The sequence below is a fragment of the Streptomyces sp. NPDC047917 genome, from assembly GCF_043204345.1.
GTDB lineage: Bacteria > Actinomycetota > Actinomycetes > Streptomycetales > Streptomycetaceae > Streptomyces > Streptomyces sanglieri.
This window is the reverse complement of sequence record NZ_JBIDCA010000002.1, coordinates 591,262-616,795: the sequence shown is the minus strand read 5'-3', so window position 1 is coordinate 616,795 and position 25,534 is coordinate 591,262. Positions and strand designations below refer to the sequence as shown.

The 25,534-nt window shown below is 69.5% G+C and carries 23 protein-coding genes; 1 reads left to right on the top strand and 22 read right to left on the bottom strand.

The features are described 5' to 3' along the window. The first annotated feature begins 112 nt into the window (after window positions 1-112). Window positions 113-1,990, top strand: a complete 1,878-nt coding sequence (locus ACGF8B_RS06415; RefSeq protein WP_392735285.1) for a glycosyl hydrolase family 18 protein — start codon at window positions 113-115, stop codon at window positions 1,988-1,990. 320 nt (window positions 1,991-2,310) lie between these two features. On the opposite strand, the gene ACGF8B_RS06410 is transcribed toward ACGF8B_RS06415, so the two are convergent. From ACGF8B_RS06410 to ACGF8B_RS06305, 22 genes are all read right to left on the bottom strand, one after another. Next, window positions 2,311-2,757, bottom strand: a complete 447-nt coding sequence (locus ACGF8B_RS06410; RefSeq protein WP_342281463.1) for a DUF2550 domain-containing protein — start codon at window positions 2,755-2,757, stop codon at window positions 2,311-2,313. Between the two features lie 141 nt (window positions 2,758-2,898). Continuing rightward, window positions 2,899-3,273, bottom strand: a complete 375-nt coding sequence (locus ACGF8B_RS06405) for a F0F1 ATP synthase subunit epsilon (protein ID WP_148839239.1) — start codon at window positions 3,271-3,273, stop codon at window positions 2,899-2,901. Between the two features lie 110 nt (window positions 3,274-3,383). Further along, the gene (gene atpD, locus ACGF8B_RS06400) at window positions 3,384-4,826 is read right to left on the bottom strand and encodes a F0F1 ATP synthase subunit beta (protein ID WP_351260792.1); all 1,443 of its coding nucleotides are present in this window, start codon (window positions 4,824-4,826) and stop codon (window positions 3,384-3,386) included. Next, window positions 4,826-5,740, bottom strand: a complete 915-nt coding sequence (locus tag ACGF8B_RS06395; RefSeq protein WP_392735282.1) for a F0F1 ATP synthase subunit gamma — start codon at window positions 5,738-5,740, stop codon at window positions 4,826-4,828. Before ACGF8B_RS06395 ends, atpD begins: the two co-directional genes overlap by 1 nt. Window positions 5,741-5,743: 3 nt before the next feature. Further along, window positions 5,744-7,315: a F0F1 ATP synthase subunit alpha gene (atpA, locus tag ACGF8B_RS06390; RefSeq protein ID WP_124716362.1), complete on the bottom strand. Its 1,572-nt coding sequence runs from the start codon at window positions 7,313-7,315 to the stop codon at window positions 5,744-5,746. A gap of 138 nt (window positions 7,316-7,453) precedes the next feature. Continuing rightward, window positions 7,454-8,269: a F0F1 ATP synthase subunit delta gene (locus ACGF8B_RS06385; protein WP_392735280.1), complete on the bottom strand. Its 816-nt coding sequence runs from the start codon at window positions 8,267-8,269 to the stop codon at window positions 7,454-7,456. Continuing rightward, complete coding sequence (locus tag ACGF8B_RS06380; protein ID WP_392735279.1) at window positions 8,266-8,814, bottom strand: F0F1 ATP synthase subunit B; 549 nt, start codon at window positions 8,812-8,814, stop codon at window positions 8,266-8,268. Before ACGF8B_RS06380 ends, ACGF8B_RS06385 begins: the two co-directional genes overlap by 4 nt. A 38-nt stretch (window positions 8,815-8,852) precedes the next feature. Beyond that, a complete protein-coding gene (gene atpE, locus ACGF8B_RS06375; protein WP_030386954.1) occupies window positions 8,853-9,080 on the bottom strand; it encodes an ATP synthase F0 subunit C in 228 nt (75 codons plus the stop codon). Between the two features lie 72 nt (window positions 9,081-9,152). Then, complete coding sequence (gene atpB / locus ACGF8B_RS06370; protein ID WP_360550605.1) at window positions 9,153-9,989, bottom strand: F0F1 ATP synthase subunit A; 837 nt, start codon at window positions 9,987-9,989, stop codon at window positions 9,153-9,155. Window positions 9,990-10,199: 210 nt separating this feature from the next. After that, on the bottom strand, window positions 10,200-10,637 hold the full coding sequence (locus ACGF8B_RS06365) for a hypothetical protein (RefSeq protein WP_342281449.1): 438 nt from the start codon (window positions 10,635-10,637) through the stop codon (window positions 10,200-10,202). Window positions 10,638-10,899: 262 nt separating this feature from the next. Next, window positions 10,900-12,312 carry an MraY family glycosyltransferase gene (locus ACGF8B_RS06360; protein ID WP_392735277.1) on the bottom strand — a complete coding sequence of 471 codons (1,413 nt, stop codon included), beginning with the start codon at window positions 12,310-12,312 and terminating at the stop codon, window positions 10,900-10,902. A 120-nt stretch (window positions 12,313-12,432) separates the two neighbouring features. Further along, complete coding sequence (gene glyA / locus ACGF8B_RS06355; protein ID WP_392735276.1) at window positions 12,433-13,698, bottom strand: serine hydroxymethyltransferase; 1,266 nt, start codon at window positions 13,696-13,698, stop codon at window positions 12,433-12,435. A gap of 295 nt (window positions 13,699-13,993) precedes the next feature. Further along, window positions 13,994-14,635 carry a protein-tyrosine-phosphatase gene (locus ACGF8B_RS06350; protein WP_392735274.1) on the bottom strand — a complete coding sequence of 214 codons (642 nt, stop codon included), beginning with the start codon at window positions 14,633-14,635 and terminating at the stop codon, window positions 13,994-13,996. Then, window positions 14,632-15,279: an L-threonylcarbamoyladenylate synthase gene (locus ACGF8B_RS06345; RefSeq protein WP_392735272.1), complete on the bottom strand. Its 648-nt coding sequence runs from the start codon at window positions 15,277-15,279 to the stop codon at window positions 14,632-14,634. The genes ACGF8B_RS06350 and ACGF8B_RS06345 overlap by 4 nt, the downstream gene beginning before the upstream one ends. A 64-nt stretch (window positions 15,280-15,343) precedes the next feature. After that, a complete protein-coding gene (prmC, locus tag ACGF8B_RS06340) occupies window positions 15,344-16,189 on the bottom strand; it encodes a peptide chain release factor N(5)-glutamine methyltransferase (RefSeq protein ID WP_266912138.1) in 846 nt (281 codons plus the stop codon). Between the two features lie 41 nt (window positions 16,190-16,230). Further along, window positions 16,231-17,307 (bottom strand): peptide chain release factor 1, encoded by a 1,077-nt coding sequence (gene prfA, locus ACGF8B_RS06335; protein WP_266912140.1) that lies wholly within the window; start codon window positions 17,305-17,307, stop codon window positions 16,231-16,233. 229 nt (window positions 17,308-17,536) lie between these two features. Then, window positions 17,537-17,761 carry a 50S ribosomal protein L31 gene (gene rpmE / locus ACGF8B_RS06330; RefSeq protein WP_093693080.1) on the bottom strand — a complete coding sequence of 75 codons (225 nt, stop codon included), beginning with the start codon at window positions 17,759-17,761 and terminating at the stop codon, window positions 17,537-17,539. A gap of 142 nt (window positions 17,762-17,903) precedes the next feature. Continuing rightward, complete coding sequence (locus ACGF8B_RS06325; RefSeq protein ID WP_392735269.1) at window positions 17,904-19,007, bottom strand: LCP family protein; 1,104 nt, start codon at window positions 19,005-19,007, stop codon at window positions 17,904-17,906. Window positions 19,008-19,383: 376 nt separating this feature from the next. Further along, a complete protein-coding gene (gene rho / locus ACGF8B_RS06320) occupies window positions 19,384-21,408 on the bottom strand; it encodes a transcription termination factor Rho (protein WP_392735268.1) in 2,025 nt (674 codons plus the stop codon). A gap of 385 nt (window positions 21,409-21,793) precedes the next feature. Further along, entirely contained in the window at window positions 21,794-22,711 is a 918-nt protein-coding gene (thrB, locus tag ACGF8B_RS06315; RefSeq protein ID WP_342281441.1) for a homoserine kinase, read from the bottom strand. 380 nt (window positions 22,712-23,091) lie between these two features. Beyond that, window positions 23,092-24,162 carry a threonine synthase gene (thrC, locus tag ACGF8B_RS06310; RefSeq protein WP_392735266.1) on the bottom strand — a complete coding sequence of 357 codons (1,071 nt, stop codon included), beginning with the start codon at window positions 24,160-24,162 and terminating at the stop codon, window positions 23,092-23,094. 6 nt (window positions 24,163-24,168) lie between these two features. Continuing rightward, window positions 24,169-25,518 carry a homoserine dehydrogenase gene (locus ACGF8B_RS06305; protein ID WP_392735264.1) on the bottom strand — a complete coding sequence of 450 codons (1,350 nt, stop codon included), beginning with the start codon at window positions 25,516-25,518 and terminating at the stop codon, window positions 24,169-24,171. Window positions 25,519-25,534 lie beyond the last annotated feature (16 nt).

Here is a 25,534-nt window from a genome sequence, read left to right as displayed (position 1 = left end):
CTCACCGAGCACACTGCGGTGAGCACGCCATGACAAGGCGCGCTCAGGGCGGCGCAGGGTTTGCAGTCGACGGACCACCCCCGTTTGTCCGGACCTCACCCGAGGAGCACCGTTGAGCACTGAAACCCCCCTACGCCGGACCCGATTCAGATTCGGGACCGGCAGAGCCACCAGATCAAGAGCGGTAGCGGGCCTCTCCGCGCTGCTGCTCCCGCTCGCCGCGATGGTCGGCCTGGCCTCCCCCGCCGAGGCCGCCACCTCGGCGACCGCCTCCTTCGTCAAGAAGTCCGACTGGGGCAGCGGCTTCGAGGGCCAGTGGACGGTGAAGAACACCGGCACCACCGCCCTGTCCTCCTGGAACATCGAGTGGGACTTCCCCTCCGGCACCGCGGTCGGCTCCGCCTGGGACGCCACCGTCACCAGCTCCGGAACCCACTGGACCGCCAAGAACCTCGGCTGGAACGGTTCGGTCGCCCCCGGCGCCTCCGTCAGCTTCGGCTTCAACGGCACCGGCCCCGGCGCCCCCACCGGCTGCAAGCTGAACGGCGCCTCCTGCGACGGCGGCAGCGTCCCCGGCGACAACGCCCCCTCGGCACCGGGCACCCCCACCGCGAGCTCCGTCACCGACACCTCGGCCAAGCTGAGCTGGACCGCCGCGACCGACGACAACGGCGTCAAGAACTACGACGTGCTGCGGGACGGCACGGTCGTCTCGACCGTCACCGGCACGACGTACACGGACTCCGGCCTCAAGGCCGGCACCGACTACTCGTACACCGTGCAGGCCCGTGACACCGCCGGCCAGACCGGCCCGGTCAGCGGCGCCGTCAAGGTCCGCACCACCGGCGGGGGCGGCAACCCCGACCCCGGCACCGGCGGCAAGGTCAACCTCGGTTACTTCACCGACTGGGGCGTCTACGGCCGGAACTACCACGTCAAGAACCTGGACACCTCGGGTTCCGCCGCGAAGATCACGCACATCAACTACGCCTTCGGCAACGTCCAGGGCGGCAAGTGCACCATCGGTGACTCCTACGCCGACTACGACATGGCGTACACCGCCGACAAGTCCGTCGACGGCGTGGCCGACACCTGGGACCAGCCGCTGCGCGGCAGCTTCAACCAGCTGCGCAAGCTCAAGGCGAAGTACCCGAACATCAAGGTGCTGTGGTCGTTCGGCGGCTGGACCTGGTCCGGTGGCTTCGGTGAGGCCGCGAAGAACCCGGCCGCGTTCGCCGACTCCTGCTACAACCTGGTGGAGGACCCCCGCTGGGCCGATGTCTTCGACGGCATCGACATCGACTGGGAGTACCCCAACGCCTGCGGCCTGACCTGTGACACCAGCGGCCCGGCCGCGCTGAAGGGCCTCACCTCGGCGCTGCGCTCGAAGTTCGGCAGCAACAACCTGGTCACCGCCGCCATCACCGCCGACGGCTCCGACGGCGGCAAGATCGACGCCGCCGACTACGCCGGCGCCGCCCAGTCCCTGGACTGGTACAACGTGATGACGTACGACTTCTTCGGCGCCTGGGACGCGAAGGGCCCGACCGCCCCGCACTCCCCGCTCACCTCGTACGACGGCATCCCGAAGGCCGGCTTCAACTCCGCCGACGCCATCGCCAAGCTGAAGGCCCAGGGCGTCCCCGCGTCCAAGATGCTGCTCGGCATCGGCTTCTACGGCCGCGGCTGGACCGGCGTCACCCAGGCCACCCCCGGCGGCACCGCCACCGGAGCCGCCCCCGGCACCTACGAGGCCGGCATCGAGGACTACAAGGTCCTCAAGAACAGCTGCCCCGCCACCGGCACCGTCGCCGGCACCGCGTACGCCCACTGCGGCACCAACTGGTGGAGCTACGACACCCCCGCCACCATCGCGTCCAAGATGACCTGGGCCAAGGGTCAGGGCCTGGGAGGCGCGTTCTTCTGGGAGTTCAGCGGCGACACCGCCAACGGTGAGCTCGTCGGAGCCATCAACAGCGGTCTGAAGTAACCCCCACGGTCTGAAGCAGGCCGCCCGGTCCGAAGCCCCCCACCGGCACCGTGCGGCACCCCGGAAAGCAACCGGGGAGACGGGTCCGCCCCCCGTCTCCCCGGTTTTCCCGCGTCCAAGGACTGTCCCGCAATTCCTGGTGGAACAGCGCGCGGCGACGGATGCGGCGCATCGCAGGGCGCAGGGACGCCCGCACACTGGATGTACTCGGGCGTTCCGGCAACGCGGCGAGGTGCCGTGGCTGTCGTCGTGCGCCCGCCAGGAATTGCGGGACAGCCCTCAGGCCACGTTGACCCGCTGACCGGGCGGAGCCGCCTCTTCTAGGCCACGTTGACCCGCTGGCCGGGCGGAGCCGCCTCCAGCCAGGCGAGGAATCCGGTCAGCGCGTCGTCGCTCATGGCCAGCTCCAGGCGGGTCTCCCCGTGAAGGCAGCCGAGCACCACGGCGTCGGAGAGCAGCGCGAGCTCCTCCTCGCCCTCGGGCAGCCGCCGGGCGACCACCTCGATCGCAGAACGCTCCAGGACCCTGCGGGGTCGAGGAGCGTAGGAGAAGACGCGGAACCAGTTGATCCGGTCCTCGCTGTACCGGGCCACCCCGTACACCCAGCCCTTGCCCGAGAGATCGGGTTCCTCGGACACGTTCCAGCGCAGGCTGCAGTCGAAGGTCCCGCCGGAGCGCTGAATCAGCCGCCGGCGCAGACCGAAGACGAAGAGTCCAATCAGGACCAGTGCGACGATCAGCCCGCCCACCCACAGCGCGAGGAACATCTCCACCGACCTCCTCGCGTCGTCGAGTAACGGATACCGCCAGAACTACAACCGCACCTGCATCGCCTCAGCCGCGACACGGTCTGGAGGGGTCTCCAGCTCGGGCCGCGGCTGAGGGTAAAGCTACGTGGTCGCGGGGCGCTAGCGCACCGCCACCGCACGCAGTCGCACTTCGGCGCGCCGCTCGGAGGCGGCGTCCGTGTCCGACTTCGCGCGCTCCAGCGCACGCTCGGCGCGCTGGACATCGATCTCGTCCGCCAGCTCCGCGATCTCGGCGAGCAGCGAGAGCTTGTCGTCCGCGAACGAGATGAAACCGCCGTGCACAGCGGCGACCACGGTCCGGCCGTCACTCGTACGGATCGTCACCGGGCCCGATTCCAGCACACCCAGAAGCGGCTGGTGACCGGGCATGACGCCGATGTCGCCGGACGTGGTGCGCGCGACGACCAGGGTGGCCTCGCCGGACCAGACACTGCGGTCCGCGGCGACCAGCTCGACGTGCAGCTCAGCAGCCAAGGGTGGCTCCTCGGGTCACCACCCGGCCGTTCGAGCCGGGTGTTGGGTCAATTCTACGGGGCGTGGTGAGGGGGGCGGGACACACCCACCCCCCTCGGTGAGCCAGGGGCTCAGGAGACGCCGAGCTCCTTGGCGTTGGCCTTCAGGTCCTCGATGCCACCGCACATGAAGAACGCCTGCTCGGGGAAGTGGTCGTACTCACCGTCACAGATCGCGTTGAACGCGGCGATCGACTCGTCGAGCGGCACGTCCGAACCGTCCACGCCGGTGAACTGCTTGGCGACGTGGGTGTTCTGCGACAGGAAGCGCTCGACACGACGGGCACGGTGGACAACGAGCTTGTCCTCCTCGCCCAGCTCGTCGATACCGAGGATCGCGATGATGTCCTGGAGGTCCTTGTACTTCTGGAGGATCCCCTTGACACGCATGGCCGCCGCGTAGTGGTCCTCCGCGATGTAGCGGGGGTCCAGGATGCGGGACGTGGAGTCCAGCGGGTCCACGGCCGGGTAGATGCCCTTCTCGGAGATCGGACGGGAGAGAACCGTCGTCGCGTCGAGGTGGGCGAACGTGGTGGCCGGGGCCGGGTCGGTCAGGTCGTCCGCGGGGACGTAGATCGCCTGCATCGAGGTGATCGAGTGACCACGGGTCGACGTGATGCGCTCCTGCAGCAGACCCATCTCGTCGGCCAGGTTCGGCTGGTAACCCACCGCGGACGGCATGCGGCCGAGCAGGGTGGACACCTCGGAGCCGGCCTGGGTGTACCGGAAGATGTTGTCGATGAAGAAGAGCACGTCCTGCTTCTGAACATCGCGGAAGTACTCCGCCATGGTCAGACCGGCCAGCGCGACGCGCAGACGCGTGCCCGGCGGCTCGTCCATCTGACCGAAGACGAGGGCCGTCTTGTCGATGACGCCCGAGTCGGCCATTTCCTCGATGAGGTCGTTGCCCTCACGGGTGCGCTCACCGACACCGGCGAACACCGACACACCGTCGTGGTTGTTGGCCACGCGGTAGATCATTTCCTGGATCAGAACGGTCTTGCCGACACCGGCACCACCGAACAGACCGATCTTTCCACCCTTGACGTACGGGGTGAGCAGGTCGATGACCTTGACGCCGGTCTCGAACATCTCGGTCTTGGACTCGAGCTGGTCGAAGTTGGGCGCCTTGCGGTGGATCGGCCAGCGCTCGGTGACCTCGGCGTTCGCCTCGGGCTTGTTCAGGATCTCGCCGAGGGTGTTGAACACCTTGCCCTTGGTGATGTCACCGACGGGGACCGTGATGCCGGTGCCCGTGTCGGTCACCGCGGCCTGGCGGACCAGACCGTCGGTGGGCTGCATCGAGATCGCGCGGACCACGCCGTCGCCGAGGTGCTGGGCGACTTCGAGGGTCAGCGTCTTGAGCTTGCCGTTCTCGGCCGGGTCGGCCACCTCTACGGTCAGCGCGTTGTAGATCTCCGGCATCGCGTCGACGGGGAACTCCACGTCGACGACCGGGCCGATGACCCGGGCGACGCGGCCCGTGGCAACGGCCGTCTCAACTGTGGTCGTCATTACTTGTCACTCCCCGCGGTCGCGTCGGCCAGCGCACTGGCACCACCGACGATCTCGCTGATTTCCTGGGTGATTTCGGCCTGGCGGGCCGCGTTGGCAAGCCGGGAGAGCGTCTTGATGAGCTCACCGGCGTTGTCGGTGGCCGACTTCATCGCGCGGCGGCGGGCAGCGTGCTCGGAAGCAGCGGCCTGCAGCAGCGCGTTGTAGATCCGGCTCTCGACGTACCGCGGAAGCAGGGCGTCGAGGACGTCCTCCGCCGACGGCTCGAAGTCGAACAGCGGCAGGATCTCGCCCTTGCCGTCCTCGTCCTTCGTGGCATCGAGACTGAGCGGCAGCATCCGGTCGTCGACCGGGTTCTGCGTCATCATCGACACGAACTCCGTGAAGACGATGTGCAGCTCGTCCACGCCGCCCTCGGCGGTCTCCTGGGTGACCGCCTCGATCAGCGGAGCCGCAGCCCGCTTCGCATCCGCGTACGTCGGGCTGTCGGTGAAGCCGGTCCACGAGTCCGCGAGCTTGCGCTCACGGAAGCCGTAGTAGGCGACACCCTTGCGGCCGATCACATAGGTGACGACCTCCTTGCCCTCGCCCCGGAGCCGCTCGGTCAGTCGCTCCGCGGCCTTGATGGCGTTGGAGGAGTAACCGCCGGCCAGGCCGCGGTCGCTCGTGATGAGCAGGATCGCGGCCCGTGCCGGAGTCTCGGTCTCGGTGGTCAGCGGGTGCTTGGTGGTGGAGCCGGTCGCCACCGCGGTCACCGCACGGGTGAGCTCGGTCGCGTACGGCGTCGATGCCGCCACCTGGCGCTGCGCCTTGACGATGCGCGAGGCGGCGATCATCTCCATCGCCTTGGTGATCTTCTTCGTGGCGGTGACGGAGCGGATGCGGCGCTTGTAAACGCGAAGCTGAGCGCCCATCGATCAGCCCTCGCCCAGGAGCTTGCCGTCCGAGGTCTCGAACTGCTGCTTGAAGGCGGCGACCGCGTCGGCGACCGACTGCAGCGTGTCGTCGGACATCTTGGCGCCCTCGGCGATGCTGGTCAGGAGGTCCTTGCGCTCACGGCGCAGGTACTCCAGCAGCTCGCTCTCGAAGCGACGGATGTCCTCGACCGGGACGTCGTCCATCTTGCCGGTGGTGCCGGCCCAGATGGAGACGACCTGCTCCTCGACGGGGTACGGGGAGTACTGCGGCTGCTTCAGCAGCTCGACCATGCGCTTACCGCGCTCCAGCGACGCCTTCGAGGCCGCGTCCAGGTCGGAACCGAAGGCGGCGAACGCCTCCAGCTCGCGGTACTGGGCGAGGTCGACACGGAGACGGCCGGAGACCTGGCGCATCGCCTTGTGCTGGGCGGAACCACCGACACGCGAGACCGAGATACCGACGTTCAGGGCCGGACGCTGGCCGGCGTTGAACAGGTCGGACTCCAGGAAGCACTGGCCGTCGGTGATGGAGATGACGTTGGTCGGGATGAACGCCGACACGTCGTTCGCCTTGGTCTCGACGATCGGGAGGCCCGTCATCGAACCGGCGCCCATCTCGTCGGAGAGCTTCGCGCAGCGCTCCAGCAGACGCGAGTGGAGGTAGAAGACGTCGCCCGGGTAGGCCTCACGGCCCGGCGGACGGCGCAGCAGAAGCGACACGGCGCGGTAGGCGTCGGCCTGCTTCGAGAGGTCGTCGAAAATGATCAGGACGTGCTTGCCCTGGTACATCCAGTGCTGGCCGATGGCCGAACCGGTGTACGGCGCCAGGTACTTGAAGCCGGCCGGGTCGGACGCCGGGGCGGCGACGATGGTCGTGTACTCCAGCGCGCCGGCCTCTTCGAGGGCACCGCGCACGGAGGCGATGGTGGAGCCCTTCTGACCGATGGCGACGTAGATGCAGCGCACCTGCTTGTTCACGTCGCCCGAGCGCCAGTTGTCGCGCTGGTTGATGATGGTGTCGACGGCCAGAGCGGTCTTACCCGTCTGACGGTCACCAATGATCAGCTGACGCTGGCCGCGGCCGATCGGCACCATGGCGTCGACGGCCTTGTAGCCGGTCTGCATCGGTTCGTGCACCGACTTACGGACCATGACGCCAGGGGCCTGCAGCTCTAGGGCGCGGCGGCTGTCGGTCGCGATCTCGCCGAGACCGTCGATCGGGTTGCCGAGCGGGTCGACGACGCGGCCGAGGTAGCCCTCGCCGACGCCGACGGAGAGCACCTCACCGGTGCGCTGCACCGGCTGGCCCTCTTCGATGCCGCTGAACTCGCCGAGGACGATGGCACCGATCTCGCGCTCCTCAAGGTTGAGGGCGAGACCGAGGGTGCCGTCCTCGAACTTCAGCAGCTCGTTCGCCATGGCCGAGGGAAGACCCTCGACCTTCGCGATGCCGTCGCCGGCAACGCTGACCGTACCGACCTCCTCGCGCGAGGCCGCGTCCGGCTTGTACGACTGGACAAAGTTCTCCAGCGCGTCCCGGATCTCCTCCGGCCGGATCGTGAGCTCCGCCATCTGGGTTCCCTGCTCTCCTTGTTGGGCCCGAAGTTTCTTAAGGGGGTCTGGGGGCCGACCCCCAGGAATCTTCTGCAATTTCTGCACGGCCCAACCGGGCCGCTGGTCTTGCTCTGTTCTGTTGCTGCGCTGCGTCGGTCAGCCGGCCATGCGCCGGGTCGCCTCTTCGAGGCGCTCCGAGATGGTGCCGTTGATGACCTCGTCACCGACCCGCACCGCGATCCCGCCGAGGACCGTGGGGTCCACGTCGAGGTTCAGGTGCATCGGGCGGCCGTAGATCTTCGCCAGCGCGGCGCCGAGGCGCTGCTTCTGCCGATCGCTCAACGGCACGGCCGAGGTGACCACGGCGACCATGCGCTCCCGGCGGTCCGCGGCCAGCTTGGAGAGGGACTCCAGTCCCTCTTCCAGGCTACGTCCACGCGGCTGGGTGACAAGCCGCGTGACGAGGCGCTCGGTGGCGGGCCGTGCCTTGCCGCCGAGCAGGCTGCGCAGCAGCTGCCCCTTGGCGGCGGTGGACGCGGACCGGTTGGTGAGCGCGGCGCGCAGCTCCTTGTCGGAGGCGACGATCCGGCCGAACCGGAACAGCTCGTCCTCGACGTCGTCGAGGTCTCCGCCGCGCTGGGCGGCGGTGAGGTCTGCGATGTTCGCCAGTTCCTCGACCGAGTCGACCAGGTCGCGCGACTGCGACCAGCGGGAGCGGACCATGCCGGAGATCAGGTCGACGGTCTCGCCGCCCACCTGACCGCGCAGCAGTCGTCCGGCCAGCTCCGCCCGGGCCTCGCCGGCCTGCGACGGGTCGGTCAGGACCCGCCGCAGTGAGACCTCGCGCTGGAGCAGCGCCGTCACGGCGGCCAGCTCCTCGGCGAGCTTCGCCGCGTCGACCGACGTGTTGTCGGTCAGCGCGTCGAGCGACTCACGTGCGGCAGCCAGTGCCTCGCGGCTCGCGCCGTTCATCGGACAGCCTCGGCCTTCGCCTCGAGCTCGTCGAGGAAACGGTCGACGGTGCCGCTCTGCCGGGCGTGGTCCTCAAGGGACTCGCCGACGAGCTTGCCGGCCAGGTCGGTGGCGAGCTTGCCCACGTCCTGACGCAGCGCGGAGGCCGCGGCCTTGCGGTCGGCCTCGATCTGGGCGTGGCCGGCAGCGATGATCTCTTCGCGCTGCCGCTGGCCTTCCGCCCGCATCTCCTGCAGGATCACAGCGCCCTGCTCCTGCGCCTCCTGGCGCAGGCGCGCGGCCTCGTGACGGGCCTCGGCGAGCTGAGCCTTGTACTGCTCAAGAACGCTCTGGGCCTCGGTCTGGGCCGCATCGGCCTTTTCGATACCGCCTTCGATGGCCTCACGACGCTCTTCCAGAACCTTGTTGATGTTCGGGAGGAGCTTCTTGGCGAGGAAACCGAAGACGATGACGAAGGCGATCAGACCGATGACGAGCTCAGGGATCGGCGGAATGAGGGGGTTCTCCACCTCGGCTCCGGCCGCGAGCTGAACCAGGGGGTTCACATCAGTGCCTTTCGTCGGAACGGACTAGTCGCGGTTCGTCAGCTGTAGACGAACGGCATGACCAGACCGATGAGGGCGAGCGCCTCACAGAAGGCGAAGCCGAGAATCTGGTTGGCGCGGATCAGGCCGGCAGCCTCGGGCTGACGGGCGAGAGCCTGGGTGCCGTTACCGAAGATGATGCCGACGCCGACGCCGGGGCCGATGGCGGCCAGGCCGTAACCGACAGAGCTGAGGGAACCGGTGACGGCGGCAAGGGTCTGGGACATGCCAGTTCTTCCTTCTCTTTCACGGACCGGTGGGGGTTGGCCACCGGACGACTGGGGGGTGGGGAGGCGCGATCAGTGGTGTTCGGCGACAGCGCCCTGGATGAAGCTGCACGCCAGGAGCACGAAGACGTACGCCTGAACAGCCTGGATGAAGAGCTCGAAGGCCGTCATCACGATGACCATCACGAACGAGACGCCCGCGTAGGCGATACCGATGCCGTTGAGCAGGTACCAGCTGGCGATGGTGAAGAGCAGCAGCAGCGTGTGACCGGCGAACATGTTCGCGAAGAGTCGGACCGCGTGCGTGAAGGGCCGGACCACGACGTTCGAGAAGAACTCGATGACCATGACCATCGGGAGCACCGGGCCGAGCGACTTGTCGTAGCCCGTCAGGTTCTTGAAGCCGCCGACGAAACCGTGGCGCTTGAAGGTGATGCTCATCCAGAGGACGTAGACGATCAGTGCCAGCCCGGCCGGGTAGGCGATGACCGACGTCACCGGGAACTGGGCGAGCGGGATGATCGACCAGAGGTTCATCATCCACACGAAGAAGAAGATCGACACCATCAGCGGGACGTACTTCTCGCCCTCGCGCTTGCCGAGCGTCTCGTAGACGATCCCGCGGCGGACGAAGTCGTAGCCGGCCTCGGCGACCATCTGCAGCTTGCCCGGAACGACCTTCGGCTTACGGAAGGCGGCCCAGAAGAAGCCGACGATGATGACCGTACCGAGGAGCGCCAGCAGCATCGTCTTGTTGAAGTAGACGTTGCTGTCCGCGTCACCGAAGATCGGCTCGAACAGGAAAGAGTGCAAGCCAGGACCCGGGAAACCACAACCGGAGAAGATGTGGCAATCGGTCTCGAAGGCGAGCACCTGTGTCGGGTCAGCACTCACCGCGGGCTCCTTCAGCGTGGCGCATAGGTACGGCAACCTCGTTGTGTCGGCGCGGCGCGCAGCCGCGGTTCGGCACTGGACTGGTGTTACGGATGTGTGAGCGGCAGTCAGGCATTGAGCCTCGCGATCGAGCAGGCGTCAGCTCACATGCCCGCGCCCGCAGTGCCGCAGTTGGAACCGGACGATAGCAGGGTCTTGAACCTGCATTTATCCCGCCCCTACCCTTCACGACTTCGAGCCCGTGTTCTTGGGCTTTTCCGCCTTGTCGGACTCGGGTTCGACGTAAAGGATCTTGGCCTTCATGTGTGCACGGGTCTGTGCGCCGATCCACACGAGGGTCATCGCGACCAAGGTGATCGCGAACGCCTTCGGGTTGAACATCGTCGTGTTCTTGAAGGCGGCAACAAAGATGAACAACAGGAGAAGCTGAGCCGTATACAGCATCAGCCCCATCGCCTGGAACAGGTGGGGCAGGGACCGCGCGGTCCGTTGCAGGACAAGCAGTCCGATCCCCATGAAGAGGATGACCACGACCGTCGCAACGCCCGCGCCAAGGGCTCCCTTGCCGCCCGCGACACCAGCACTGACCGCGACGGCGACAACGCCGGCGGCAGCGGTGGGTACGGCGGCTTGAAGGAGAGTCCGGACGTCGTTGGACGGCATGGCGGCAGCTCCGCTTGCAGGGGGTGGGCAGTGTGTCGTCATGGACGAGCGTAGGCCCGGTCCGAGTCGATGCCTCGGGCCAATGGACCGTGCTACTCAGGTCCTTCGGCTCCGTCACCGGGCTTCGTGAACGGTATCACAAACTATTTGATGAGGTCTTTACCAAGAAAGTGTGCTTACAGTCACACGTGAGAGTGAATTCGCGCATGTGAGCAAGACAACGCAATTACTTGTCTGGTATTGCCCCTTGGTGCCCGAATTCTCAACGTGCGGATTCGGCCTTGTCTCTGTCCGAAAGACGCGAACGAGGACCGATCGCAGTCGCCCCGTTGACGCCGGAGACTCCCACGACCACCGGAGTGCGCTCCTGCGACTCGGGCCCCTTCCGTCCCATCGGGGCTTCCAGGGGCCCCTGTTGGGCCCCGGCCTCCGGCATGACTTCCGACGATGCCCCCGACGCAGGCTCCGCCCCGGGCGTCGCCCCGTCCTTGCCCCGGTGCCGGCGGTAGCGGGGCGGTACGAAGCGTTCCGCCCAGAACGGGGCCCGCGGGGTGAAGCGGGGCATCAGCAGCAGTACGAGGCCCAGCGTGCTCAGCCCCACGATCACCAGCACGATCCACAGGGACGTCGAGTGCACCGAGTAGCCGACCGCTCCGAAGGCGATCAGGGCCGACCAGAAGTACATGATCAGCACGGACCTGCTGTGCGAATGGCCGATCTCCAGCAGCCGGTGGTGCAGATGGCCTCGGTCCGCCGCGAACGGCGACTGGCCGTTCCAGGTCCGGCGCACGATCGCCAGCAGCAGGTCGGCGGCCGGGATCGCGATGATCGTCAGCGGCAGCAGCAGCGGGATGAAGACCGGCAGCATCGCGTGGGTGGCCTCGCGCTCGCTGCCGGCGAAGAGCTTCATCGTGTCCGGGTCGACCCGGCCCGTCACCGAGATCGCCCCGGCCGCGAGCACCAGGCCGATCAGCATCGAGCCCGAGTCGCCCATGAAGATCCGCGCGGGGTGCATGTTGTGCGGCAGGAAGCCCAGGCACATGCCCATCAGGATCACCGTGAAGAGCGTCGCCGGGGCCGCCGCCTCGATCATGTGCCCGTACCAGAGGCGGTAGGTGTACAGGAAGAACGCGGCGGCGGCGATGCACACCATGCCCGCCGCGAGACCGTCCAGGCCGTCCACGAAGTTGACCGCGTTGATGGTGATGACGACCAGGGCGACCGTGAGCAGCGTGCCCTGCCACTGGGTGAGCGCGACGGTGCCGACGCCGGGGATCGGCAGCCACAGGATCGTCAGACCCTGGATGACCATGACCGCGGCGGCGATCATCTGCCCGCCGAGCTTGATCAGGGCGTCGATCTCGAACTTGTCGTCCAGCACACCGATCAGCCAGATCAGCGCGGCACCGGAGAGCAGCGCCCGCGGCTCGGTGGACAGCTGGAAGACCCAGTCGAGGTTGTGGAGATGGGCCGCGACGATCAGTCCGGCGCACAGTCCGCCGAACATGGCGATGCCACCGAGCCTCGGTGTCGGTTCTCGGTGGACGTCACGCGCACGGATCGCGGGCATCGCCCCGATCGCGATGGCGAACTTACGCACCGGACCGGTCAGCAGATAGGTCACCGCGGCCGTGACACAGAGCGTCAGCAGGTAATCACGCACGGGCTGCCCCATAGATTTCGCCGGCCATCTCAGCCCACACCCTAAACCGTCCGGCAATCACTGACGGCCGCGCTGCACGGGCCTCATGACCGAGGACACAGCGAGTGGGCGGATCGGTTCCACAGCGGACGTCTACCCCGGATAGGGCGGATACCGCTCCGCCAGCTCCCGGACCTCGCCCCGGATGTCGCCCTCCTCACGCACCACCACCCCGAAGAGGGCCGCCAGCCGGGCCATGTCCGCGTCGTCCATGCCCTGGGTGGTGACGGCCGCGGTGCCGAGCCGGATGCCCCGGGCGTCCCCGTACGGCAGCGCGCAGGTGTCCAGCACCACTCCCGCCGCCGCCAGCCGGGCGCGGGCGGTGGGTCCGTCGACGCCCAGCGGGGCCGGGTCCGCGACGATCAGGTGGGTGTCCGTGCCGCCCGTGGTGACCTCGAAGCCCTCCGCCTCCAGCCCGGCCGCCAGCACCCGGGCATGGGCCACCACCCGATGTGCGTACGTGGTGAACGCCGGGGTGGCCGCCTCGCCGAACGCGACGGCCTTCGCGGCGATGGTATGCATCTGCGCACCGCCCTGGGTGAAGGGGAAGACCGCCCGGTCGATCCGCTCCGCCAGGTCCGCGCCGCACAGGATCATCCCGCCGCGCGGCCCCCGCAGCACCTTGTGGGTGGTCGCGCAGACCACGTCGGCGTACGGCACCGGGCTCGGCGCCGCGCCACCGGCGATCAGCCCCATCGGGTGCGCGGAGTCGGCGATGAGATACGCGCCCACCTCGTCGGCGATCTCCCGGAACAGCTCGTGGTCGGGATGGCGGGGGTACGAGATCGAGCCGCTCACGATCGCCTTGGGGCGGTGGGCGCGGGCCAGCGCGCGCACCTGCTCGTAGTCGATCAGGCCGCTCTCCGGGTCCACCCCGTACCCGACGAACTCGAACCAGCGGCCGGAGAAGTTGGCGGGCGAGCCATGGGTGAGGTGTCCCCCGTACGGGAGTCCCATCGCCAGCACCGTGTCTCCGGGGCGGAGCAGCGCGGCGTACGCGGCCAGGACCGCGGAGGAGCCGGAGTGCGCCTGGACGTTGGCGTGCTCGGCCCCGAAGAGCGAGGTGGCCCGGCGGCAGGCGATGCGTTCGGCGGCGTCGGCCTGCTCGCAGCCACCGTGGTGGCGGGCGCCGGGATAGCCCTCGGCGTACTTGTTGGCGAGCGGTGAGCCGAGGGCGGCGAGTACCGCGGGCGAGGTGAAGTTCTCGGCGGCGGTCAGTTGCAGGGTGCCGGACTGCCGGTGCAGCTCCCCCAGCAGCACGGCGGCGATCTCCGGGTCCTCCCGGCGCAGGGCCTCGAAGTCCTGCGGCATGGCGGCCCCGGGGGCGGAGGGCGGTGCGGCTGGAGTGGTGACCGGCATCGATGGGCTCCGGGCCTGGGGAGGGGTGCGCTGGTGTCGGATCCAATGTAGGCCCGCGACGGGCCTCCTGCCCGCTGTGCGGCGCGGTCGTGCACCCGTTGGGCCCCTACCCCGCCCGGCGGTGCGTACGCCCGTCAGGGTGGCACGGACGGTGCGCCCGCAAGTGGTCCACGGATATGCCGGTGAGTGCGGTGACGACCGGATCGGGGGCCGGGCTGAGCACGGTTCCCGACGCGTCCCTCGCACCGCTCGGCCCCGGGGAGCCTCCCGGCCTCCGGCCGTCGGGGCCGCGCCCTCAGTGGTGGGTCGTGATGCCCGTCAGCGCGGTGACGACCGGGTCGAGGGCCTGGTTGATCTCGTCGCCGATGGAGCGGAAGAACGTGATCGGGGCGCCGTACGGGTCGTACACCTCGTCCGCCTCGGCGGTGGGGGCCAGCAGCCAGCCGCGCAGCGCGGCCGCGGCGCGGACCAGTGCGCGGGCGCGCTCGACGACGCCCTCGTCCCGCGGGTCGGGCAGCGTGGCGGGGTCTATCGCCCGGACCAGCCGGGTGAATTCCTTGAGGGTGAACGTGCGCAGGCCGGCCGAGTGACCCATCGAGATCACCTGCGCGCGGTGGTCGCGGGTGGCGGTGAGCACCAGGTCGGCGCGGATCACGTGCTCGTCGAGCAGTTCCCGGCCGACGAAGCCGGTGGTGTCGGCGCCGAAGTCCGCGAGGACGGTCTCGGCGTTGGCCTCCATCGGGGCACCCTCGTGGCCCCAGGTGCCCGCGCTCTCCACGATCAGTCCGCCGCTGAGCGGATCGCCGAGGCGGTCCACCAGGGCATGGCGGGTCAGCCGCTCGGTGATGGGCGAGCGGCAGACGTTGCCGGTGCTGACGTGGAGGATGCGGAAAGTGTCGGCCCTCCCCGCTATGCCACGCCCCTCAGGGGCGGTCAATTGGCCACCTCAAGGTCGGGTACCACCTTGCGGAGCTCCTCGACGGAGAGCGCGCCGGCCCGCAGCAGCACCGGGACCTTGCCGGTCACGTCGACGATCGACGAGGGCACGATGCCGGGCGTCGGGCCGCCGTCCAGGTACACCGAGACGGAGTCGCCGAGCATCTCCTGGGCCGCGTCGCAGTCCTCCGGGGCCGGGTGGCCGGTGAGGTTGGCGCTGGAGACGCCCATCGGCCCGACCTCCGTGAGCAGCTCGATGGCGACCGGGTGCAGCGGCATCCGGATGGCGACGGTGCCACGGGTGTCCCCGAGGTCCCACTGGAGCGACGGCTGGTGCTTGGCGACGAGCGTGAGGGCACCGGGCCAGAAGGCGTCGACGAGCTCCCAGGCCTGCTCGGAGAAGTCGGTGACCAGGCCGTGCAGGGTGTTCGGGGAGCCGATCAGGACGGGCGTCGGCATGTTGCGGCCGCGGCCCTTGGCGGCCAGCAGGTCGGCGACGCCCTCGGAGCTGAAGGCGTCCGCACCGATGCCGTACACGGTGTCGGTGGGCAGCACGACCAGTTCGCCGCGGCGGACGGCCGACGCGGCCTCACGCAGACCCGTCGTACGGTCGGTCGCGTCGTTGCAGTCGTATCGCCGTGCCATCAGCCGGCCTCCTCAAGCGTGTACGGGTGTCGCGGGTACGGGTCGTGCGGGTGGTGGCCGCCGGTCACGGCATGGCCTTGCGGGCCGTGGCGAACCGCGGCCGGTTGTTCAGGTCCGGGTGGTCGGCCGCGTCCGCCCAGCCGCGCTCCTCGGTGAAGATCCACGGCACCTGGCCGCCCTGGGTGTCGGCGTGCTCGATGACGACGAGGCCGCCGGGGCGCAGCAGGCGGTGTGCGGTGCGTTCGATGCCGCGGATGGTGTCGAGGCCGTCCTCGCCGGAGAAGAGGGCCATCTCCGGATCGTGGTCGCGGGCCTCGGGTGCCACGTACTCCCATTCGGTGAGCGGGATGTACGGCGGGTTGGAGATGACCAGGTCGACCTGGCCGTCCAGCTCGGGGAGGGCGGTCAGCGCGTCACCCTGGTGGACGGTGACCCGGGATCCGTCGGCGTTCTTCCTGGTCCACTCGATGGCGTCGTCGGAGAGCTCGACGGCGTGCACGCGCGAGCGCGGCACCTCCTGGGCCATGGCCAGGGCGATGGCGCCCGATCCGCTGCACAGGTCGACGACGGTCGGCTCGACGACGTCCATCGCGCGTACGGCGTCTATCGCCCAGCCGACGACCGATTCGGTCTCCGGGCGGGGGACGAAGACACCGGGTCCGACCTGGAGCTCCAGGTAGCGGAAGAAGGCGCGGCCGGTGATGTGCTGGAGCGGTTCGCGGGCCTCGCGGCGGGCGATGGCCTCCCAGTAGCGGGCGTCGAACTCCGCGTCCGGCACCCGGTGCAGCTCGCCCCGCTTGACGCCGTGGACGAACGCGGCGAGTTCCTCCGCGTCGAATCGCGGCGAGGGCACACCGGCGTCGGCCAGCCGCTGGGTGGCCTGGGCCACCTCGGCGAGCAGCAGGTTCATCGCGGTTCTCCGTACGGTTTACGGGCGGGGCGGGGTTTTGCTCAGGCGGCGGCGAGCTTGGCGGCGGAGTCGGCGTCGACACACGCCTGGATCACGGAGTCCAGGTCGCCGTCGAGCACCTGGTCCAAGTTGTACGCCTTGAAGCCGACCCGGTGGTCCGAGATCCGGTTTTCCGGGAAGTTGTACGTACGGATCTTCTCGGAACGGTCGACCGTACGCACCTGGCTGCGCCGTACGTCCGAGGCCTCCTGCTCGGCGGCCTCCTGGGCGGCCGCGAGCAGGCGCGAACGCAGGATGCGCATGGCCTGCTCCTTGTTCTGGAGCTGGCTCTTCTCGTTCTGGCAGGAGGCGACGACACCGGTCGGCAGGTGGGTGATGCGGACCGCCGAGTCCGTGGTGTTGACGGACTGGCCGCCGGGGCCCGAGGAGCGGTAGACGTCGATGCGCAGGTCGTTGGCGTGGATCTCCACGTCGACCTCCTCGGCCTCGGGCGTGACGAGCACGCCGGCGGCGGAGGTGTGGATGCGGCCCTGCGACTCGGTGGACGGGACGCGCTGCACGCGGTGCACGCCGCCCTCGTACTTCAGCCGGGCCCACACGCCCTGGCCGGGCTCGGTGGCACCATTGCCGCCCTTGGTCTTCACGGCGACCTGGACGTCCTTGTAGCCGCCGAGCTCGGACTCGGTGGAGTCGATGATCTCGGTCTTCCAGCCGACGCGCTCGGCGTAGCGCAGGTACATGCGCAGCAGATCCCCGGCGAACAGGGCGGACTCGTCGCCGCCCGCGCCGGCCTTGATCTCCAGGAGCACGTCCTTGTCGTCGCTGGGGTCGCGCGGGACCAGGAGGAGGCGGAGCTTCTCGGTGAGCTCCTCGCGCTGCTTCTCCAGCACCTTGACCTCGGCGGCGAAGTCGGGGTCGTCGGCGGCGAACTCGCGGGCCGTCTCGATGTCGTCCCCGGTCTGCTTCCAGGAGCGGTACGTCGCGACGATCGGGGACAGCTCGGCGTAGCGCTTGTTGAGCTTGCGCGCGTTCGCCTGGTCGGCGTGGACCGCGGGGTCCGCGAGCTTCTTCTCCAGATCGGTCTGTTCGCCGATCAGTTCCTCGACCGCCTCGAACATCTTCGGGCTCCTGGTTCCTTCACTCGTGCGTGCCTGCTGGACGGCGTGATGCCGGCCGGGCGGGGGTACGGAACGGGGCCGCGTACCCCCGGCCGGAAAAAACGCCGGTCCCGACGCCCCCGCTAGGGTCTTTCGTTTGGATCAGGCCGGATCCGGCACCGGGGCACGCGAGCCCGGCATGATCCAAACGAGAGGCCCTGAGGGCGCCGAGAACCGGCGCAGTGGCTCGCTACTTGCTGGCGGAGCCGGCAGCCTTGCCGAAGCGGGCCTCGAAGCGGGCCACACGGCCACCGGTGTCGAGGATCTTCTGCTTGCCCGTGTAGAACGGGTGGCACTCGGAGCAGACGTCGGCGCGGATGTTGCCGCCGTCGATGGTGCTCCGGGTGGTGAACGACGCGCCACAGGTGCAGCTGACCTGCGTCTCGACGTACTCGGGGTGGATGTCGCGCTTCAAGGGTTTCTCCTAGGTTCGGGAGGGCGCCGGGTCGTACGCGCGGATTGCGCGTCCGTGAACCGGGGCCGACGTACCAGTCTGCCAGGACCGGCCGCATCTCCCAAAACCGGGGGCGGGCCGCAACTATTCCCGGCCCGCCCGGTCACCGTACGACGTCGCCCGCGGTGCCCTTGTCGCCCGCCGACTTCTCGGTGGCGGAGGCGGGGATCGCCTTGTCGTGCGCGAGTGCGTCCCAGACCTGCCGGGCGGACTCCTCCAGCGGTACGACGCGGTTCGGGTCGGCCGGGTCGTACTCGACGGGCAGCGTGACCATGTGGACGTTCTTCGAGCCGAGCCCCTTGAGGCCGTTCGCGAAACCGGTGAGCTTCTCGACCGAGCCCAGGTCGGAGTCGGTGGTGATGGTCTTGGTGGCCGCGTCCGCGAGGTCGAACAGGGTCTTCGGGTTGGTGAACACCCCGACGCTCTTGACCTGCTCCATCAGCGCCTTGATGAACGCCTGCTGGAGCTGGATGCGCCCGAGGTCGCTGCCGTCGCCGACGCTCTTGCGGGTACGGACCAGGCCCAGCGACTGCTCGCCGTCCAGGGTGTGGGTGCCGGGTTCGAGCTTCAGATGGCTCTTGGGGTCGTCGATCGCGGCGGTGGTGGTGATCTTCACGCCGCCCAGCTCGTCGATGAGCTTCTTGAAACCGGTGAAGTCGACTTCCAGGTAGTGGTCCATGCGGATGCCGGACATGGCCTCGACGGTCTTGACCGCGCAGGCCGGCCCGCCGACCTCGTACGCGGTGTTGAACATCGCGCGCTGCTGTCCCGCGACGGGCTTCCCGTCCGTGTCGCTGGTGCAGTCGGGGCGGGTGATGAGGGTGTCGCGCGGGATGGAGACGACGGAGGCGGTCCTGTGGCCCTTGTTGATGTGCAGCACCATCGCGGTGTCCGAGCGGGCCGTGCCCTCGTCGGCGCCGTACGCGGAGTTCGCGCCGGACCGGGAGTCCGAGCCGAGCACCAGGATGTCCTCGGACCCGTTGTCGATGTTGTCGGGGCGGTCCTTGCCGAGCGCCGCGTTGATGTCGACGGCCTTGAGGTTGCCGTTGAGCTTGACGTAGGCGTATCCCAGTCCGGCTCCGCCGACGACCACGGCACCGGCCAGGGTCCAGGCCGCGACGACTGTCGCCCTGCGGCGGCGGGAGGGCTTCTTCCGGCGCTTGCCGGTGGGGCGTATTCGGCCGCCGCTCCCGTTCTGCTCGGTCATGGGTCTCCTTCGGTCGTCAGCTCTCCCCGGCTACCCCCAGCAGCGGTGTTCGGGCGCTGGGCGGTCGGCTTGTCGGTACTGCTTACGACGCCGCGGCACCAAGAAGGGTTGCACAGCCACCCGTTGCGTCCGCGTGAGGACAAAACGGTCATCCGGCATGGGTGAACAGCAGGTGATCCCCCGCTCACCTGCGGTTTCTTGCCCGATGCAGCCATCTCCGCGCCACTCGGCGGCACGTCCGGCATGTGGCAAAGGTCTCGGTTCGGCCACGGGGTCCGGGTCGGCTGCGTCACATCCGCCCGGCCCACGGCACAGGGCCGCCCCCGTCACCGAAGTGACGGGGGCGGCCCTGTGGTTCAGCCGGTCCGGGGCGACGTCAGTCGTTGCCGTTGCCCGGGGCCGGCGTCGTCTTCTGGATCTGGAGCAGGAACTCCGCGTTGGACTGGGTCTTCTTCATCCGGTCCAGGAGGAGCTCGATCGCCTGCTGCTGGTCGAGCGCGTGCAGCACCCGGCGCAGCTTCCAGACGATCGCCAACTCGTCGCTGCCGAGCAGGATTTCTTCCTTGCGGGTGCTGGACGCGTCGACGTCCACCGCCGGGAAGATGCGCTTGTCCGAGAGCTTCCGGTCGAGCTTGAGCTCCATGTTGCCGGTGCCCTTGAACTCCTCGAAGATCACCTCGTCCATGCGCGAGCCGGTCTCGACGAGCGCGGTGGCCAGGATGGTCAGCGAACCGCCGTCCTCGATGTTGCGCGCGGCACCGAAGAAGCGCTTCGGCGGGTAGAGCGCGGTCGAGTCGACACCACCGGACAGGATGCGGCCGGAGGCGGGGGCCGCGAGGTTGTACGCGCGGCCGAGGCGGGTGATGGAGTCCAGCAGGACGACCACGTCGTGACCCAGCTCGACGAGACGCTTGGCGCGCTCGATGGCCAGCTCGGCGACGGTGGTGTGGTCCTCGGCGGGACGGTCGAAGGTCGAGGAGATGACCTCGCCCTTCACCGACCGCTGCATGTCGGTGACCTCTTCCGGACGCTCGTCGACCAGGACGACCATCAGGTGGCACTCGGGGCTGTTGACGGTGATCGCGTTGGCGATCGCCTGCAGGATCATGGTCTTGCCGGTCTTCGGCGGGGCCACGATCAGGCCTCGCTGGCCCTTGCCGATGGGCGCGACCAGGTCGATGATCCGCGTCGTCAGGACGTTGGAGTCGGTCTCCAGACGGAGCCGGTCCTGCGGGTAGAGCGGGGTCAGCTTCTGGAACTCCGGGCGGCCGCGGCCGGTTTCGGGCGCCATGCCGTTCACCGAGTCGAGGCGGACCAGGGCGTTGAACTTCTCCCGGCGCTCGCCGTCCTTGGGCTGGCGCACCGCACCGGTGACGTGGTCACCCTTGCGCAGGCCGTTCTTGCGGACCTGGGCGAGCGACACGTACACGTCGTTCGGGCCCGGCAGGTAGCCGGAGGTCCGGATGAACGCGTAGTTGTCGAGGATGTCCAGGATGCCCGCGACGGGGATCAGGACGTCGTCGTCGGAGACCGGGACCTCGTTGGCGAAGTCCTCGCGGCCACGGCGGCCACGGCGGTCGCGGTAGCGGCCGCGACGGCCGCGACGGCCGCCCGCCTCGTCGTCGTACCCGTCGTCCTGCGGGCCGCCGCCCTGCTGCTGGCTCTGGCGCTGCTGGCGCTGGCCGCCCTGCTGGCCCTGGCCGCCGCCCTGCTCGTCGCCCTTGCCCCGGCGGTCGCGCTGGCGGTCGCGGCGCTCACCGCGCTCGCCGCGCTCCTGCCGGTCACCGCGGTCGCCGCGCTGGCCGCGGTCCTGGCGGTCGCCCCGGCGGCCCTCGGCCGTGTCGGCGGCGGCTTCGGCCTTGGCGTCGGCGCGGTCCTCGCCCTTGGGCTCGGCCTGCGTGTCCGCCTTGGCCTCGGCGGGCTTGCTGTCCGCCTTGGTCTCCGGGCTGCCCGCCTGCGCGGTCGCACGGCGCCGGCGACGCTCGCCCGCGGGCTGGTCGTCGCTGGCCGGCTGGCCGGGGATGTCGATCTGCTGCTGGGCCGCGGCCTTCTCGGCCGGAGCCTCGGCGGCCGCCTCGTCCCCGGTGCGCGCCTTGGAGGTGGCACGGCGCTTCGGCTTGGTCTCGGACGTCGCGGCGGGCGCGGCGGCCTTGGGCGCGGCGGAGCTACCGGCCTGCGCCTCCTTGATGACCTCGATCAGCTGGCCCTTGCGCATCCGCGCAGTGCCCTTGATGCCGAGGCCGGACGCGACCTGCTGCAGCTCGGCCAGGACCATGCCGTCAAGGCCGGTGCCGGAGCGGCGGCGCCGTGCGGTGGTGCCAGTGGCAGCACCTTCGGCGGGCGCGGCGCTGTCGACGCTCTTGTCGGCAGTCACGCCCATCAGATCGGTGGTGTCGCTCACGAAGGGTCCTTCCCTGGAGCGGACGTCGGCCTTCTGGCTCGGCGACCGGTTGTGCTGTCCGACTGCGGTCTTTTTCTTGCGGACCGTGCCGGGGCGGTGGTCCGCCGGGTACGGCGGAGAGATGAAGGTGTGCATGGGCCCGGCGCGAGCATCCCCCTGCTCGGCCCACTCCTGGACTAGCGAGGGGTGTCGTGCCGGTTCCGGAGCGTGCACGAAACTGCTCAGGCAGGCTGCTCAGGCAGTTGGGGAGGCTCCCGGAAGAATTGGTGGTCCCGGAAAGGGACACGAAGCAACGCGCCACATAGACGTCGGTTGCAGACTTGAGGTTAACACTACCGGCTCCAACAAACATTCCCCCTCTCACTCACCGGCAATCACTTCTCGGCTACGGGGCGAGCGGCAGCACACTCGCGCCCGGGGCGTCGAGAGCGAGACGGTTGGCCGCCCATCCCTCGCCCGCCAGCTGTGCGACCTTGTCGGCCGCACCGACCTCGGCCAGTGCGAGCACGGTGGGCCCGGCACCGGAGATGACCGCGGGGACACCGTCCGCACGCAGTCGGTTGACGAGTTCCACGCTCTCGGGCATCGCCGGGGCGCGGTACTCCTGGTGGAGCCGGTCCTCGGTGGCGGTGAGCAGCAGCTCGGGGCGCCTGGTCAGGGCCTCGACGAGCAGTGCGGCACGGCCGGTGTTGAAAGCCGCGTCGACGTGCGGGACGGCGCGCGGGAGCAGTCCGCGGGCGGTTTCGGTGAGGACCGGCTTGCCGGGTACGAAAACCACCGGAACGATGGATTCTGCGGGATCCATCCTGATCGCGCGCGCCGATCCGCCGTCCATCCACGCGAGGGTGAATCCGCCGAGCAGGCAGGCCGCGACGTTGTCGGGGTGGCCCTCGATCTCGGTCGCGAGTTCCAGCAGTGCCGCTTCGTCGAGCCGGGCGTCGCCGCCGGTCGTCACGGCGCGGGCGGCGACGATTCCGGCGCAGATGGCGGCGGAGGAGGAGCCGAGGCCGCGTCCGTGCGGGATGCGGTTGGCGCAGACGATCTCCAGGCCCCGGGGCTGTCCGCCGAGCAGGTCGAAGGCAGTGCGCAGGGAACGTACGAGGAGGTGACGCTCGTCGCGGGGCAGCGTGTCCGCGCCCTCACCGGCGATGTCGATGTGCAGCCCGGAGTCGGCGACGCGGACGACGACGTCGTCGTACAGCCCCAGCGACAGGCCGAAGGCGTCGTAACCCGGGCCCAGGTTGGCGCTGGTCGCGGGGACGCGCACCCGGACGGCGGCGGCTCGGAAAGCGGGACCGGCCATCGGTTGGACGACTCTCCTTGTGAGGCAGCGGGGGTGGTGAAGCGTTTTCCTGGCGGCAGGAGGTCGTGGCGGCGGGGGGTGGTGTTCCGGGGAACCCGACGGCCACAACGGCCCATACACCGCGGCAGATGCGGCGGGGCGGGTTGGCTACAGCTTATCGAAGGAAGGTTCTGTGGCGACATAGGGCGCACAGGAGGCGCACGATGCGTGTCGCACGCCTCCTATGCGCTCTCCGCCCCGAAAAGGGGCGGTTGAGCCGGGTTCCTGCCCGGTCCGTCGGGGTCGGCCGACGGACCGGCGCACCCCCGGAGCCTCTCGTCCGGATCATGCCGGGCTCACGCACCCCGGTCCCTGATCCGGCCCGATCCGGACGAAAGACCCTAGACCAGGCCCAGCTTCTCGGCGGCGGTGGCTGCGTCGACCGGGACGGTGACCGGCTGCGGTGCGCCCGCGACGGCCCAGTCGGGGTCCTTGAGGCCGTTGCCGGTGACCGTGCAGACGATCCTCTGGCCGCGGTCGACCTTGCCCTCCTCGGCGGCCTTCAGCAGGCCGGCGACGGAGGCGGCCGAGGCGGGCTCGACGAAGACACCCTCCTGGGAGGCCAACAGCCGGTAGGCGGACAGAATCTGTCGGTCCGTCACCTCATCGATGAAACCGCCCGATTCGTCCCGGGCGTCCAGCGCGTACTGCCAGGAGGCCGGGTTGCCGATCCGGATCGCGGTGGCGACGGTCGACGGGTCCTTGACGATCTCGCCGCGCACGATGGGCGCGGAGCCGGAGGCCTGGAAGCCCCACATGCGCGGGGTGTGCGTGGACATGCTGTCGCCCGCGTACTCCTTGTATCCCTTCCAGTACGCGGTGATGTTGCCCGCGTTGCCGACCGGGAGGACATGGATGTCCGGGGCGTCGCCGAGCGCGTCGACGATCTCGAACGCGGCGGTCTTCTGGCCCTCGATGCGCACCGGGTTGACCGAATTGACCAGCGCCACCGGGTAGTTGTCCGAGAGCGAGCGGGCCAGCGTCAGACAGTCGTCGAAGTTGCCGTCCACCTGGAGGATCCTGGCGCCGTGCACCAGCGCCTGGCCCATCTTGCCGAGCGCGATCTTGCCCTGGGGCACGAGGACGGCGCAGACCATGCCGGCCCGCACCGCGTACGCGGCGGCGGAGGCGGAGGTGTTGCCGGTGGAGGCGCAGATGACCGCCTTCGCGCCCTCCTCCTTGGCCCGGGTGATGGCCATCGTCATGCCGCGGTCCTTGAAGGACCCGGTGGGATTGGCGCCCTCGACCTTGAGGTGCACCTCGCAGCCCGTGCGCTCGGAGAGGACCTGAGCGGGGACGAGCGGCGTACCGCCCTCACGGAGCGTGACGACCTGCGTCGTGCTCGTGACCGGAAGGCGGTCCCGGTACTCCTCGATGATGCCGCGCCACTGGTGGGTGCCCTTGCTGGTCATGGGTCCTTACTCCCCTTCAACACGCATGATGCTGGCGACACCGCGCACGGTGTCGAGCTTGCGAAGCGCCTCGACGGTCGCCGAGAGGGCGGCGTCGGACGCGCGGTGGGTGACGACGACGAGGGACGCCTCGCCGCCCACCCGTCGCCCGCCGCCACCCTGCTCGATGGCGACCTCGTCGCCGCTGCCCGGATTTCTTCCCTGCTGGCGGACGGTATCGATCGATACGCCCTTTTCGGCGAAGACCGTCGCGACCTGGGCGAGCACGCCCGGCTTGTCGGCCACGTCGAGACTGATGTGGTACCGCGTGACCACGTCGCCCATGGGGCTGACCGGCAGGCGCGTGTACGCGGACTCACCGGGGCCGGTGGCCTCGTTGAGCTTGTTGCGGCAGACCGCGACCAGGTCGCCGAGGACCGCGGAAGCGGTCGGCGAGCCACCGGCGCCGGGGCCGTAGAACATGAGCTGACCGGCCGCCTCGGCCTCCACGAACACCGCGTTGTACGCCTCACGGACGGAGGCCAGCGGGTGGCTCAGCGGGATCATCGCGGGGTGGACCCGGGCGGTGACCGACTGCCCGTCGGCGGCGCGCTCACAGATGGCGAGGAGCTTGACCGTGCAGCCCATCCGGCGGGCGGACGCGATGTCGGCGGCGGTGACCTCGGTGATGCCCTCGCGGTGCACATCGCCGATCCTCACCCGGGTGTGGAAGGCGATCCCGGCCAGGATGGCGGCCTTGGCCGCGGCGTCGAAGCCCTCCACGTCGGCGGTCGGGTCGGCCTCGGCGTATCCGAGGGCGGTGGCCTCGTCGAGCGCCTCGGAGTACCCGGCTCCGCTCGTGTCCATCTTGTCGAGGATGAAGTTGGTGGTGCCGTTCACGATGCCGAGGACCCGGTTGACCTTGTCACCGGCGAGGGATTCGCGCAGCGGCCGTACGAGCGGGATGGCACCGGCCACGGCTGCCTCGTAGTAGAGGTCCCGGCCGTGCTGCTCGGCGGCGGCGTGCAGCGCGGCGCCGTCCTCGGCCAGCAGCGCCTTGTTCGCGGAGACGACGCTCGCGCCGTGCTCGAAGGCGGTGGTGATGAGGGCGCGGGCGGGCTCGATGCCCCCGATGACCTCGATGACGACGTCGATGTCGCCCCGTTTGACCAGGGCCGTCGCATCGGTGGTGATCAGTGCGGGGTCGATGCCCTCGCGCACCTTGGAGGGCCGGCGCACGGCGACACCGGCGAGCTCGACCGGCGCGCCGATGCGCGCGGCGAGGTCGTCGGCGTGCGTCGTCATGATGCGCGCCACCTCTGAGCCGACCACTCCACAGCCCAGCAGCGCCACCTTCAGCGGACGCGTACGCATCATCCGACCTCGTTTCCTT

Bases quoted from the DNA above. Each gene is read 5' to 3' on its own strand.
- ACGF8B_RS06410 (WP_342281463.1), bottom strand. From the start codon at position 2,757: ATGTTCCTCGCGCTGTGGGTGGGCGGGCTGATCGTCGCACTGGTCCTG.
- atpD (WP_351260792.1), bottom strand. From the start codon at position 4,826: ATGACGACCACAGTTGAGACGGCCGTTGCCACGGGCCGCGTCGCCCGG.
- ACGF8B_RS06395 (WP_392735282.1), bottom strand. From the start codon at position 5,740: ATGGGCGCTCAGCTTCGCGTTTACAAGCGCCGCATCCGCTCCGTCACC.
- atpA (WP_124716362.1), bottom strand. From the start codon at position 7,315: ATGGCGGAGCTCACGATCCGGCCGGAGGAGATCCGGGACGCGCTGGAG.
- ACGF8B_RS06385 (WP_392735280.1), bottom strand. From the start codon at position 8,269: ATGAACGGCGCGAGCCGCGAGGCACTGGCTGCCGCACGTGAGTCGCTC.
- atpE (WP_030386954.1), bottom strand. From the start codon at position 9,080: ATGTCCCAGACCCTTGCCGCCGTCACCGGTTCCCTCAGCTCTGTCGGT.
- ACGF8B_RS06365 (WP_342281449.1), bottom strand. From the start codon at position 10,637: ATGCCGTCCAACGACGTCCGGACTCTCCTTCAAGCCGCCGTACCCACC.
- ACGF8B_RS06360 (WP_392735277.1), bottom strand. From the start codon at position 12,312: ATGGGGCAGCCCGTGCGTGATTACCTGCTGACGCTCTGTGTCACGGCC.
- glyA (WP_392735276.1), bottom strand. From the start codon at position 13,698: ATGCCGGTCACCACTCCAGCCGCACCGCCCTCCGCCCCCGGGGCCGCC.
- ACGF8B_RS06345 (WP_392735272.1), bottom strand. From the start codon at position 15,279: ATGGCACGGCGATACGACTGCAACGACGCGACCGACCGTACGACGGGT.
- prmC (WP_266912138.1), bottom strand. From the start codon at position 16,189: ATGAACCTGCTGCTCGCCGAGGTGGCCCAGGCCACCCAGCGGCTGGCC.
- prfA (WP_266912140.1), bottom strand. From the start codon at position 17,307: ATGTTCGAGGCGGTCGAGGAACTGATCGGCGAACAGACCGATCTGGAG.
- ACGF8B_RS06325 (WP_392735269.1), bottom strand. From the start codon at position 19,007: ATGACCGAGCAGAACGGGAGCGGCGGCCGAATACGCCCCACCGGCAAG.
- thrB (WP_342281441.1), bottom strand. From the start codon at position 22,711: ATGGCCGGTCCCGCTTTCCGAGCCGCCGCCGTCCGGGTGCGCGTCCCC.
- thrC (WP_392735266.1), bottom strand. From the start codon at position 24,162: ATGACCAGCAAGGGCACCCACCAGTGGCGCGGCATCATCGAGGAGTAC.
- ACGF8B_RS06305 (WP_392735264.1), bottom strand. From the start codon at position 25,518: ATGATGCGTACGCGTCCGCTGAAGGTGGCGCTGCTGGGCTGTGGAGTG.